Below are 12,264 nucleotides of genomic sequence, written 5' to 3' on the forward strand. Positions count from 1 at the left end.
GCCAACGCGGAATTCCGGAGCCGGCGGGGATCCGCGCACGGTGGGCCGCGGAGTAGTGGGAGGTGGACCGCGTGCCGGACCGTATGCGACAGGGAAATTCGAACTTTTATTCCGTCTAATTCCAGCCGCAATTGATGTGTTCGGAAGTGGTGTACCGGCCGCAAGTGCGCTATAAGCGCGCCGGCGGGCGCCCCGCAGGATGCCCGTGAGGATGCCGGGTCGCAGGTCAGCGTGGCGGGGGTCAGTGTGGCGGGGGCGACCCAGTGGCGGCCGGGGCGCGGCGCAGCGGCGGCGGACGGGCTCCCCAAGGCTTCGCGGGCCTCAGGTCTTGACGCCCTGCGCGGGTCGGTGGGCGGCCGGTCCCGCCCGGAAGCCATCGCGTCCGGCCCGGCGCGCGAGGGCTCCCACCGGCACCGCCGACAGGACGAACAGGCCGGCCAGGATCATCCAGCCGGCCTCGCTGAGACCGGTGACCAGCGAGGTGACCAGGGCGGGGCCCAGTGCCACGACGGCCGCCTCGGTGCTGGCGGTGACCCCTTGGTACTGCCCCTCGGCGTTGGTGGCCATCAGCCCGAGGGACAGCCCCCACCGGGAGGAGACGTAGTAGAGCTCCGCCACCACGTGCGCACCCATCCCCGCGATGATCACGCCGGTGGCGAGGAGGGGCGAGCGGGTCCAGGCGGCGGCCGCGAAGATCACGCAGCAGGCGGCGAGCGCCACGGCGGAGATCCGGCTCGCCCGGACGGCTTCGGGGATCCCCACCGCGCGTCGGCTGACCCGCACCTGGAAGACGGCGATCGACACCGAACTCACCACCACGGCCAGGCCGGCCGTCCACAGGGGGGCGCGGGTGTCCTGCGCGATCCACAGCGGGAGCCCGGTGGCCAGCAGGGCCCAGCACAGGGACAGCAGGGCCGTGCTGCTCATGATGGCCACGTACGGCAGGTCCCGCAGCGCCTGGGTCCCGGAGCGCCGCCGCTCCCGCGGCACCGGCGGGACCGAGGGGACGATCATCGTCAGGGCGGCGGTGAGCAGGAGCGCGACCGCGTCGACCAGGACGGCCGCGACGAAGACCGCCGGCTCCTCGCTGGCGAGGACCAGCATGGCGCCGCCGGCACCGGCGGCGTAGGCGATGTGCTGGACCACGCGTCCCTGTGCCAGCACCCTGACCCGGTCCTCGGCCGGCATCAGCCCGTAGACCAGGGTGACGCGGACGCCGACGCCGGAACTCTGCACCGAGGAGAAGAACGTGGTCACCAGGAGCAGGGACCAGAATCCGCCGACGAAGACGTAGGCGACCATCGCCAGACCGCGCAGGACGATGACCGTGCACAGCACCTCGCGCGGGCCCCGGCGTTCGGCCGCCACGCCGATGGGGACGGCGGCGAACAGGCCGAGGAGACCGCCGATGCCCATCGCCAGACCCATGTTCCCGGCCGGGATGTGCCGGATCTGGGTGAGATAGATCGCCCAGATGCTGAACCACAGCCCGTCGCCGAACCCGTTCACCCCCTGGCCGGTCAGGAGCCGTCGCACGATGCGTCCCTTGTCCACGCCATGTCCCTCTGTCGATGTCCGCGTCACGCCCTCGCGACTCCGGTGATCCGTTTCCCGTTCCGCGCCGGCGGAATCAGCCCTGCGGCAGGGCCTTTGCCGCCGGACCGCCCGGGACGCGGCCCCACGCCTGAAACAGGATGGGGTGCACGACGACGGTGTCGGGCCGCGCCAGGTGGTCGCGCAGTTCCCCGGTCAGGCGGTCGAGTTCGGCGTGTCCGGTCAGCCCGCGCTCCACCAGGGCGTCGCGGCACAGTTCGGCCCGGTCCACCAGGAGCGTCTGGTAGGGGTGGTCGTGCTGGAAGACCCTGATGCCCGCGTCGACGCCGATGTCGGTGAGCCCGGCCCCGCGCAACAGGCGCGGCAGGCGCCGGCCCAGGTGGACATCCATGCCGCTGAGCCGCCACAGTTCGGCGATGAGGTCGACGAGCCCGGTCCAGGCGGGGTGGGGCGGGTCGCACACGCGGGAGACCCAGTCGACGTCCTGCACCGCGACGGTTCCGCCGGGACGGGCCAGGGCCACCATGGCGGACAGCACGTCGGTGGAGTGCGGCACGTTCATGAGCACCAGCCGGGTGTGGACGAAGTCGAAGGCGCCCCTCTCCTCCGGGGCGGCGGCGGCGTCGCCCTCCACCAGCCGGACGTTGTCCAGTGCGCGCTCGGTGACGAGCCGGCGCGCGAGGTCGAGCATCTCGGGCTGCACGTCGAGCCCGACCACTTCGCCGCCGGGTCCCACCCGTTCCGAGAGCATGTCCAGGATGCCCAGCGGCCCGCAGCCGATGTCGACGGCGCGTCCGCCCGGGCCGGGTCCGCAGCGGTCCAGGAGCCGCTCGGCCTCCGGCCGGAACATCTCGCCCTGGAAGAGCATGCGGTCCAGCTCGCTGGTGGCGGCTCCCATCAGGTACTTGTCTGCCATGGTCATGCGGGGCTCCTTGGATGTCCGCGTGCTGCGGGACGTTCGGGGGCGGCCTGTCGGCGGGGAACGGTGCGGGGAGGGCGGCGGGCCCGGTGTCGGCCGGCAGCTCATCCGGCGGGGCGGGTGGCGGCCGCCGCCTGTTCCAGGACGGCGCCCGCGGCGCGGGCTTCCTCTGCCGTCACGGTCAGCGGCGGGGCGATGCGCAGGCAGTTGCCGTGCGGCCCGCCCATCCCGATCAGCAGCCCCAGGTCACGGCACGCGGAGACGAACGCGCGCGCCGTCCCGGGGGCCGGTTCGCCGCTGCCGGGTTCGACCAGGTCGACGGCCAGCATCAGACCGTGGCCCCGCGCGGAGGTGACGTGGGGTTCGCGGTCTTCGAGGGCGCGCAGCCCGGACAGCAGGAGCGCTCCGATCCGGTCGGCGTTGCGCAGGAGGTCGCGGTCGCGGATGACGTCGAGCGTGACGAGGGCGGCGGTGCAGGAGAGGGGGTTGCCCCCGAAGGTGGAGATGGACTTGCCGGTCAGGCTGTCCATCAGCGCGCGGTCGGCGACGAGGCCGCCCATGGGCAGGCCTCCCGCGATGCCCTTGGCGAAGGTGAGGGCGTCGGGGCGCAGTCCGTGGAGCTCGTATCCCCACCAGCCCCGTCCGGTCCGGCCCCAGGCGGTCTGCACCTCGTCGCTGATCAGAACGCCTCCGCCGTCGCGTACCAGTTCCTCATAGCGGCGCAGCAGGGCCGAGGGCGGCGTGTGGAACCCGCCGAGCCCCTGGACGGGTTCCACGATGAGGGCGGCGGCAGCACCTTCGCTCTCCAGGGCGGCGCGCACCGCCTCGACGGCGCTCTCGTCGTCGGCGGCGGTACGGGTCTGCCCGGGGCGGACGGCGCCGTTGTCGGCCGGCGTCACCCGCAGCGGCGAGTAGGGGCTGGGGCGCCAGCCGGGCAGGCCCGTGACCGCGGTGGTGGTAAGGGAGCGGCCGTGGTAGCCGTCGCGGAGGGCGACGACGTGGTTGTTCCCGGCCCGGCAGAGCGCCGCGAGCAACGCCGCGTCGTTGGCCTCGGTGCCGGAACTGACGAGGAAGACGGCGGGATCGGAGAGTCCGGACAGCTCTGCCAGCCGTTCCGCGAGCCGGACCTGCGCCTCGATGAGGTAGAGGGTGGAGGTGTGGGTCAGCCCGGTGGCGAGCTGCCGCTGGAGGGCTTCGCGGAATTCGGGCAGGTCGTAGCCGAGCGAATTGGTGAGGATGCCCGCGAAGAAGTCGAGGTAGGTGTGGCCTTCGGTGTCGGTGACGTGGCGTCCGCTGCCGTGGGCGAGGGCCAGGGGGTGGTCGTAGTAGGGGGTGACCCAGCCCGGCATGACGCGGCGGTGACGCGCGGACAGCGTGTCCGGCCCCGGGCCGGCGGCGCTGTCGGCGCCGGCCCGGTCGCCGATGTGAGGGCCGGCGCCGCTGTCGCTGGGGGTGCCGGGCCCGCTGGCGCCGTCGGCCGTGGTGCTGTCGGCGCCGTCAGTGCGGTGTCGTACGGAGGGTCGCGGGGCGGGGGCGTCGCGGGTCGGTTTGCTCGAGATCATGGTGGTGGGTGCTTTCTGCGGGCGGGAGGGCGGGCAGGGTCCGCAGGCGGCCGCGCAGGCGCAGCAGCCGGTCGCGTACGGAGTCCAGGTCGCGGGGGCCGTAGGTGCGGGGGGCGTCGGGCCAGTGGGCCCGCAGGGCTGCCAGGGCCGCGGGCATCGCCCAGACGGTGCCGTCCACCCCGACGACCACGCCGTCGAGTTCGGCGCGGCGCAGGTTCCAGGCCACCGCCCGCTCGCGCGGGAGGCCGTCGGGCAGGCGCAGCCGCACCTCGCGGTGGCCGACCGTCACCGGATAGCCGCCGGGGAGTCCGTTCGGGCCCGGGAGGTGGCCGGCGTGGTCGGGGCCGGCGCCGGCCAGCGCCGCGACGACGGCGGCGCCCGCGGCGGCGCCGACCTCGTTGAGGTGGGGGCGCGGCCGGGAGCGTACCGGGCCGAGCAGGGACGGCAGGTCCGCGATCGGGCTCCCGTCGAGCCAGCCGCGGGCGTCGTCGGCCGGCTCGGCGGGGGCGTGCAGGTGGGCGTGGTGGGCGAGCAGGTGCAGGCGCTGCTGGTCGGACAGGGCCAGCCGGGCGGACAGTGCGGCGGCCAGAGTGGCGACGTTGCCCAGTCCGCACGTCACGGGCAGTCCGGCGGAGTGCAGGAGGGGGTTGACGGCGTCGGGGAAGCACGCGTTGACGACGGTGGCGGCGGGACTCCCCTCGGCGCAGGCGGCGGCCAGGGTCCGGGCCGCCCCGGCCTGCAGGGGCAGGGTGAGGCCGAAGCCGGCCCGGGCCAGCAGGTCCGTCCAGGCGGAGGGCGCGGCCCGTCCCTCGGCCGGCGACTGTTCGGAGCCGGCCACGACGAGGACATCGGGGCGCAGTGCGGCCAGCAGGCGCCGCGGTCGGTCGGGATCGCGCAGGTCCAGGAGGCCGGCGGTGCACACGGCGGGAGTCCCGGCCAGGAAGGCGTGGTCGCGCGCGAGGTCGGCCAGGTCCCGGGCGCGGTCCGCGTCCCGGCTCAGTACGTGCAGGCGCAGCGGGTGGGGATGGCGGGCCAGGGCGCGGACCAGGGCGGCCGAGAACGCCCCGGTGCCGGTGACGGCGACGAGCGGGGGGCTCATGTCCGTGTCCCGGGCGGTGTGGCCAGGGGGGCGAGGAAGGCGTCGAGGTCGACGAGGCGGGGCTCGGGCAGTCCCGGGCAGCGGGCGCTGATGTCCGACCGGGGCGGCCTGGTGGAGTCGGTGAAGTAGGTGGGGACCAACAGGGGCCCGTGGGGCCCGTGGGGGCCGGGTTCGATGCCGAGGAGCGGGTTGGCGACGAGGAAGTCGCGGGTCGGGGGCGTGTCCCGGCGGACGTAGAGCCGGATGCGCTTGTCGGAGAAGTGGTTGGGGGGCAGGGTCACGCGGGGGCCGAACTTGCGCTTCCACTGGAAGATGCCCTTGCTGAGGAAGGCTTCGGTGCCGAAGAAGTCGACGTGTTCGACCCGGTTCTCGGCGGCCCACCGCAGGAGCAGGTGGTAGACGGCCTTGAACGCGCCCTCGTCGTAGTGCTTCTGGGCGCCGTCGCGGACGCCGAGCAGCCGGGTGGTCAGGGTGCGCCGGTCCCGGGACCAGTGGCACAGGACGCCCGCGACGCGCACTCCGCCGGACGTGACGAACATCAGGGTGCCCTGGCGGAGGATGGCGTGCCGGGCCACGGCCGGGTTCTCGCTACGGCTGCGGTCGCCGTGACGGCGGCGCATCGTCGGTGCGTGCATGGTCCGGTAGAAGAAGTCGAAGGCCTCGGGGGAGGCGTCCTCCTCCAGGACCCAGTCGTGCTCGCGCTGGTTGCGCCGGAACTCCCAGCGTTCGCGGCGCGATGTCCGGCGGTCGAGTTCTTCGGCGCAGGGCGGTACGTCCACCACGAGGTGGACGCGGAACGGTGCCGTGAGGGCGGCCGCGGTCGGCAGCCGTTCCAGCTGCCGGGCCTGGGCGCCGACCACGACGATGTCCGCGTCGGGCCAGTGGCCGGCGGCGAGGTCCCGCAGACTGGTGCGGCCGCTCTCGCGGCGGAGGGGCCCGTCCGCCGTGCGGGACCGCTGGTGTTCGAGCAGCTGGAGGATGTTCGCCTCGCCCTGGGGCAGTCCCAGGTAGGCGATGGCGGGGCCCGATCCCGCCCGGGACACCGTCACGGGCACGGTCCGCGGGGCGCTGTCGTACAGGCCCCGCAGCGTGCGCCAGCCGGGTCCGGGGCTGTTGTTCCACGCGTACGCCAGGCGGGCGCGGGCGGCGGCGGGCCCGGGGGCCGCCCCGCCGGCCGCGCGGGGCGGGGGCGGGGTGGCGGCACGGGGTGACTTCGTCGGAGCGGGTGCAGCGGACACAGGGGACTCCCGGGCATGGAGGGGCGGTGCCGGCGTCGGCGCGGACTCAGGCCGCGGCGGCGCGGACCACCTGGCGCAGGTCGTCCAGGGACGCGATGTGGCGCAGGTGGCGCGGGTCGGCGGCGCGGAAGTCCTCGGCGCCGTAGGAGCCCGAGCCGTGGACGAGGATCTCCTCGGTGGCGATCAGGCCGCGGTCGATGCCGTTCAGGACTCCGGTGAGGGCCATCACCAGGGACCATTCGCGCAGGTCCCGGGGGTCGGCGGGCAGGTGGACGCCGTGCGGTGCCAGCATGTGGCGGATGCGCGGGTAGCGCTGCAGGCACTCCATGAGGGAGACGACCACTCCCCCGCCCCCCTGCCGGGCGATGATCTCGTTCATCCGCGGGGAGGTGGCCGGGGTGTGCGTGTAGAAGGTGGCGTCCAGTTGCTCGCCGGGGTCGTGGGCGACCTGCGGGAAGTGCGGGTCCTGGTCCTGGTGGAACAGTCCGTCGCGGGACACCCAGCTGGGGCGGTGGTCAAAACGGCCGTGGTACAGGCTGGCGACCATGTCCGGCGTGCCCAGGTGCTGCACCAGGAAGTACTGGCCTCCGACGCCCGGCCATTGCCTGCCGGTGTGCCACTGCTGGCCGTGGAAGTGTCCCAGCAGGCCGAAGGCGCTGGAGACGGAATGGGCGTGGGTGCGTGCCCCGGCGGGCAGGAAGTCGCGTTCGAACAGGGCGCGTACGGCATCGGCCACCATGTAGTTGCGCAGGTCCAGCGAGTGCCACAGGCGGATGCCCGTGTCCGCGAACAGCGCCTGGGCGTCCTGGTCGACCACCGCGCGGGCGAGTTGTTTGACGTCGCCCGGCTGCTCGGTGCGCAGGACCGCCAGCGGGTTCGCCGCGCGGGAGGCGTCGTCGACGGCCAGGCCGCCGTGCCAGAGCTTGGCGGTGGAGCCGGAGGGGACCACGCAGACGATGCGCAGCTGTTCGGGGGTGACCAGTGCGGACTCGTGGGCGCGCAGGACCGCGTCGCGCAGGGCCGTGGCCTTGTTGGCGCTGGACGGCGTGACGATCATGACGGGTTCGCCCGTGCGCCGGATGTGCGCCACGGCCCGGGTGACGATGACGAGGGAGGCGAACGTCTTGGTGGTCCGGGTGCGCGGGTTGTGCATGAGGTTGAGGAGGCCGATCCGCCGGCCGCCGTCGTCGTCCAGGACGTGGGCGCTGATGCCGGAGGGGGCGAAGAAGCGTTCCAGGTCGGCGCCGGGCGCCGGGAGTTCCCAGGCGGGGGCGAAGCCGCCGATGTGTGCGCCGCCGGGGGCCGGGGCGTCCGCCGCCGCCGCGAGGACCGCGCGTAACTCCTCGTCGTAGTGGGTCAGGGCCTGGGGGCACTGGGTGCCGGTGGTCGCGGGGGTCTGCGCCGGGGGCAGGACGGTGGTGGTCATCGGCGGGCTCCTTCCACCACGTCGCCGCGCACCAGCCGGGCGGCCTCCGCGAAGTCCGGTACGTCGGCGGGGTCGTGGCCGATGGAGAGCGGGCGGTTGCGCTCGTCGACGAAGACCACGTGCTGGGAGGCCGTACGGGCCTCTTCGTCCGCCACCACCTGGTACCCGATGATGATGACGAGGTCGCCGGGGGAGATCAGCCGTGCGGCCGCCCCGTTGATGCCGATGACGCCGCTGTCGCGCTCGCCCTCGATCACGTAGGTCGTGAGCCGGTTCCCGTTGTCGATGTCGACGATGTCGACCTGCTCACCGGGCAGGAGGTCGGCGGCGTCCATGAGGGTGCGGTCGATGGTGACCGAGCCGACGTAGTGCAGTTCGGCCTGGGTGACCGTGGCGCGGTGGATCTTGCTGTGGAGCATCGTGCGCTGCATGGGTGACTCCTCGTGGGGCCGGTCAGCCGGCGATCTGTATGCGGCGCAGGTGACGGCTGCGGTCGCTGAAAGCGTTGCGGGCGTGCAGGAGGCGCCAGTTGTCCCAGACGAGCATGTCCCGCTCGTGGTAGGCGACGGCGACGTGGTCGCGGTCGAAGGCAGCGTGCCAGCGGTCCTGCAGTCCGGCCGCGAAATCGTCGTCCTCACGGATCAGGTTGTTGCAGCTGAACCGGACGATGTCGCGTCCGGCGCGCTCTTCGAGGATCGGGTGGCGGGTCTTCAGGTCGAGTCCGAGCCGCTGGACTCCCTCCGTGGTCTTCCACGCGTAGTCCGTCTCGAGCAACTGCTTGCGCTCGACGTCGGTGAGGGCGGCCACCAGCGGACGGGTGTCCATCAGGGTCGTCTCGCCGCCGGGTCCCGAGGCGGGCGTGATGCACCACAGGGCGATGTAGCGGGGCGGGGTCACGGCGAAGTCGTAGCCCTCGGAGTGCGGGGTCAGCGGGCGGGTGTTGCCCGCGTGGTAGACGTCGTCCATGCCGGGCTCGGGCCGGACGTCACCGACGACCGCGCCCGTGTAGTTCGGTACGAAACTCCCGAGGGCCCGGCAGAAGCGGACGGGATCGAAGTCCTCGGGGACATTGCACATGAGCACGTAACCGTGCTCGTCCATGAGCTGGTGGAAAGTTCTCGACAGGAGTTCTTCGGTCAGCGGCTGCCCATTGAAATCGACCTGGGACAGAATGCTGATGGGCGAATGAGCCACACTTCCTCCACACCGTACGGATTCCCTGGAGGTACACCTCATCCAGGGGATTGCGTGCGAAATTCGGGCGCACTGTTCCTCGGTGGTACGGGCCGGTGTCATATCCGGCGAGCACCACTCTAGGGAGGGAAGGGTGGCCGGTGTCAAGCGCGGCCGGACGACTACTCTGCGCGCCCGAACCAGGAGATTCCGGACCACAAATGCCCCGCCAGCGTGGCTTTTCGGCCGCCGGACACGAGATGTCGGCCAACCTGCCGAAAAGGCCACTACACGGCGTGAGCTTCTGTTTGCGTCCGATTATCGCGGGCACTCGCGACAGTTGGCGGCACACGCATTTCGCACCGACAATCGGCGAGATGTTTCCACCGGATTCATTTGCCGCCGGGCGCGGGGAGACGCCGTTTGCAGGGCTGACCGACGGCCGTCATCGGGCGCGTCGCAGACGGTGCGGAAGTTCCCCGTGCCGGCGCTGACGTCATCAACGACCGCACGCCGGCGCGCCCCTGCGCACCGTCACATCCCGTCCGGTCCGGTCCGGTCAGACGTCAAGGGGCCGCCAGGCCGGGCCGGCTCCGTCCCGCCGGACGTGTCCGAAGACGACGTCGGCGAAGTGCACGCCGAAGCCGATCGTGCCGGGCTCTGCCAGCTCGGCGACGAGACGGCGTCGGTGAGCGGCGGTCCGGGCGGGGTCGTGGTCGAATGCCGAGGACCACTCGGGATGGTCGATCTGGATCGGCGAGTGCACGGCGTCGCCGAAGGCGATCAGACGCCGCCCGCCCCCGGTGATCACGTACTCGGCGTGGCCGACGGTGTGACCGGGGCTGATCCGCACGCGCACACCGGGAAAGACCTCCTGTCCGTCCGAGACCGTACGCACGCGCGGTGCCAGCGTCGCGACCTGCTCGCCCATCCCCTGGTCCTCCAGCAGGTCGCGCCGTTCCCACTCCGTCTCGGATATCAGGTGCTCGGCGTGGGCGAAGAGGAGCCCGTCAGTACCGGGGGCGGGGTGGCAGGCCCAGCCGAGATGATCGGAGTGGAGGTGGGTGAAGGCCACCGCTTCGACGTCCTCGGGGTTACGGCCGAGTGCGGCCAGGCTCCGCGGGAGGGCGCCTCCGTGGATCGCGCCGAGGGGGCCGGCGGACATGTCGAGCGCCTGCGGGCCGAAGCCCGCGTCGATCAGCAGGGCGCGGCCGCCGTGTTCCACCAGCAGACCGCCGACGCTTCCGACGAGGTGGCCGGTGGAGTCCAGGTACTCCGGGTGGGCGGCCCACACCTCGTCGGTGGTGTCCTGGAGCAGCTCCAGCGGCCGCAGGCGCACATCGCCGTCCGGCACGTACGACACCTTCGTGTCGCCCAGCCATATCGAGCGGATGCCCGCCGGCCGGCGCAGTCGTTCGTCCCGGCGCACCGTCAGATCGGCCATGGGTTCACTCCCGTGATGTGTCATCAGGTCAAGTCGTCGCGGGCTCCTCCCGGCGACGACGCCCCACCATAAGCATCAAGCTCGAATCATTCAAGCTGTAAATGTTTCTCCTTGACGAACTTGCTACCGTGGTGGCATGACGACGTCCCCCGAGCCGCAGGCCATCGCCGAGCGACAGCTGTGCGGCCTCGTGAACGGGCTGGCCCAGCAGATCGCCGAGCACGTACGGGTACGGGCCGCCACCTTGGGCCTGACCGCTCCCCAGGCGACCGCGCTGCGGGAGTTGAGCGGGCCGATGACCATGCGGGAGCTCGCCGAGCGCATGAGCTGCGAGCCCTCCAACACGACTTTCGTCATCGACAGGCTGGAGAAGCAGGGCTTGGTCGGGCGCCACCCGCACCCCACCGACAGGCGCGCCAAGCACCTCGTCCTCACCGCTGAGGGCGCCGCCTTGCGCCGGCGCCTCCTCGACCTCCTCGCGGCGGGTTCCCCGCTGTCCGGCCTCACCCCGCAGGAGCAGCGCGTCCTGCACGGCCTGCTGGAGCAGGCCATCACCGGTCCGTGAGCCGGCAGCTCACCCCATGAGCGGTAGACCGCTCACCACCGAAGCCGGTGGAAGGCCCGCGCGCCGGTCACAGGACGAGCACGACCCATGCGGTGGCCGTGGCCGAGCCCGCGGGTCGCATCACCGGGGCGGCGTGGGTGAGCGGGAGTCCGGCACCGGCACTGACGGGCCGCTGCAGCGCGGTGGGCCTGGACCGCACTTGTCTTCGCTGCCGGACTGTATCCGCTCACCCGGTGTCGGCTATCCCCTGACGTCGTGCAGCATCGACATCAGCAGTGCGTGCGTCTCGGCGTCAGCCGCCGCCACGAGGCCGCGTCCGGCGGGTCCGAGCGGGGCGCCGTCGATCCCCGTGACGACGCAGCCCGCGGCCCGGCACAGGGCGATGCCGGCGGCGAAGTGCACGCTGCCGGACAGGTCGGCGCCGTCGGTGACGTACGCGGCGCGTTTGCCCGCCGCTACCCAGGCCAGCGCCAGCGTCGTGGACACGACCCGCGGCCGGAAGCGCTCGACGAACCCGGCATGGGCCAGCAGGTCCACGGCCCGTACCGCGGGCGCGCTCGGGAACGGCGGGTCCAGATTGACGTCCACGAGACGAGTGGCGGGGGTGGGCGCCGCCGGGGCGTCCGCGCCGTCGTGTCGCACCCAGGCACTCTCGCCGTCGGTGAAGAAGACCTCGCCGCTGAACGGGTCGGCCACCGCCGCCGCACCTGCGCGCAGGGCCACGTTGACGGCGACGAGCATGTTGCCGACGGCGTAGTTGAGGGTGCCGCACAGGGGGTCGACCAACCACTGGCGCTCGGCCCGCGCGGCGCCCTGCTGACCGCCCTCCTCACCGAGTACGGCGTCCTTGGGACGGGCGGCGCGGATGACGTCGAGGATCGCCTTCTCGGCCTCCACGTCGGCGGCGGTGGCGAAGTCCCCGGCACCCTTGTCGACGCGGGTCAGCAGTCGGCCGTACATGCCGCGCACCACTTCCGCGCCGGCGCGTGCCGCGGCTATCGCGACGTCGGAGTCATCGGGATCCGCGGGTGAACTGATCATGCTGCGCAGGATACGGCCGGGGCGAGGGCCCCGGTACCCCCGCCGTGAGCGCCCGGATGCAGCCCGGCGCGCGCCTCTCCGCGGCCGACGCCAAATGGATACCGGGCCGACCCGCTACCGGCCCACTGTTCCGGCGGGCCGGCGCGAGAGGGTTACGAGGCACACCGGGCCGGTGCCCCTGCCTCGCCCAGACGGTGCGGGTAGGCGCAGAAAACAGCGCCGGCCCGCCCGGACCGGCACCGG

General features: G+C 72.9%; 11 protein-coding genes. 1 reads left to right on the plus strand and 10 read right to left on the minus strand.

All coding sequences use genetic code 11. The features are described from left to right. Window positions 1–321 precede the first annotated feature (321 nt). The 9 genes from AMK16_RS01730 to AMK16_RS01770 all read right to left on the minus strand — a co-directional run bounded on the left by AMK16_RS01730 (window position 322) and on the right by AMK16_RS01770 (window position 10,415). Window positions 322–1,554 (minus strand): MFS transporter, encoded by a 1,233-nt coding sequence (locus AMK16_RS01730; protein WP_158071195.1) that lies wholly within the window; start codon window positions 1,552–1,554, stop codon window positions 322–324. Window positions 1,555–1,630: 76 nt separating this feature from the next. Then, complete coding sequence (locus AMK16_RS01735; protein WP_158071196.1) at window positions 1,631–2,476, minus strand: methyltransferase domain-containing protein; 846 nt, start codon at window positions 2,474–2,476, stop codon at window positions 1,631–1,633. 101 nt (window positions 2,477–2,577) lie between these two features. Next, window positions 2,578–4,035 carry an aspartate aminotransferase family protein gene (locus tag AMK16_RS01740; RefSeq protein ID WP_242438518.1) on the minus strand — a complete coding sequence of 486 codons (1,458 nt, stop codon included), beginning with the start codon at window positions 4,033–4,035 and terminating at the stop codon, window positions 2,578–2,580. Further along, entirely contained in the window at window positions 3,971–5,134 is a 1,164-nt protein-coding gene (locus AMK16_RS01745; protein ID WP_073907590.1) for a hypothetical protein, read from the minus strand. The genes AMK16_RS01740 and AMK16_RS01745 overlap by 65 nt, the downstream gene beginning before the upstream one ends. Then, window positions 5,131–6,372 (minus strand): GNAT family N-acetyltransferase, encoded by a 1,242-nt coding sequence (locus AMK16_RS01750; RefSeq protein WP_073907593.1) that lies wholly within the window; start codon window positions 6,370–6,372, stop codon window positions 5,131–5,133. The genes AMK16_RS01745 and AMK16_RS01750 overlap by 4 nt, the downstream gene beginning before the upstream one ends. 46 nt (window positions 6,373–6,418) lie before the next feature. Next, entirely contained in the window at window positions 6,419–7,798 is a 1,380-nt protein-coding gene (locus AMK16_RS01755; RefSeq protein ID WP_073907596.1) for a DUF6002 family protein, read from the minus strand. Beyond that, window positions 7,795–8,229 (minus strand): aspartate 1-decarboxylase, encoded by a 435-nt coding sequence (panD, locus tag AMK16_RS01760; RefSeq protein ID WP_073907599.1) that lies wholly within the window; start codon window positions 8,227–8,229, stop codon window positions 7,795–7,797. Before panD ends, AMK16_RS01755 begins: the two co-directional genes overlap by 4 nt. Before the next feature lie 22 nt (window positions 8,230–8,251). Continuing rightward, window positions 8,252–8,992, minus strand: coding sequence for a TauD/TfdA dioxygenase family protein (locus tag AMK16_RS01765; protein ID WP_073907602.1), 741 nt, complete (start codon window positions 8,990–8,992; stop codon window positions 8,252–8,254). 538 nt (window positions 8,993–9,530) lie between these two features. Continuing rightward, entirely contained in the window at window positions 9,531–10,415 is an 885-nt protein-coding gene (locus AMK16_RS01770; RefSeq protein WP_242438519.1) for an MBL fold metallo-hydrolase, read from the minus strand. 136 nt (window positions 10,416–10,551) lie between these two features. Between AMK16_RS01770 and AMK16_RS01775 the strand changes: the two genes are divergently transcribed. Then, a complete protein-coding gene (locus tag AMK16_RS01775; RefSeq protein WP_073907605.1) occupies window positions 10,552–10,980 on the plus strand; it encodes a MarR family winged helix-turn-helix transcriptional regulator in 429 nt (142 codons plus the stop codon). Window positions 10,981–11,220: 240 nt separating this feature from the next. On the opposite strand, the gene AMK16_RS01780 is transcribed toward AMK16_RS01775, so the two are convergent. Next, a complete protein-coding gene (locus tag AMK16_RS01780; RefSeq protein WP_073907608.1) occupies window positions 11,221–12,021 on the minus strand; it encodes an inositol monophosphatase family protein in 801 nt (266 codons plus the stop codon). Window positions 12,022–12,264: the final 243 nt, after the last annotated feature.

The organism is Streptomyces sp. CB00455 (assembly GCF_001905445.1).
GTDB lineage: Bacteria > Actinomycetota > Actinomycetes > Streptomycetales > Streptomycetaceae > Streptomyces.

Coding starts and splice junctions, on each gene's coding strand:
- AMK16_RS01780 (WP_073907608.1), bottom strand. CDS start 12,021: ATGATCAGTTCACCCGCGGATCCCGATGACTCCGACGTCGCGATAGCC.
- AMK16_RS01735 (WP_158071196.1), bottom strand. CDS start 2,476: ATGACCATGGCAGACAAGTACCTGATGGGAGCCGCCACCAGCGAGCTG.
- AMK16_RS01740 (WP_242438518.1), bottom strand. CDS start 4,035: ATGATCTCGAGCAAACCGACCCGCGACGCCCCCGCCCCGCGACCCTCC.
- AMK16_RS01745 (WP_073907590.1), bottom strand. CDS start 5,134: ATGAGCCCCCCGCTCGTCGCCGTCACCGGCACCGGGGCGTTCTCGGCC.
- AMK16_RS01755 (WP_073907596.1), bottom strand. CDS start 7,798: ATGACCACCACCGTCCTGCCCCCGGCGCAGACCCCCGCGACCACCGGC.
- panD (WP_073907599.1), bottom strand. CDS start 8,229: ATGCAGCGCACGATGCTCCACAGCAAGATCCACCGCGCCACGGTCACC.
- AMK16_RS01775 (WP_073907605.1), top strand. CDS start 10,552: ATGACGACGTCCCCCGAGCCGCAGGCCATCGCCGAGCGACAGCTGTGC.
- AMK16_RS01770 (WP_242438519.1), bottom strand. CDS start 10,415: ATGGCCGATCTGACGGTGCGCCGGGACGAACGACTGCGCCGGCCGGCG.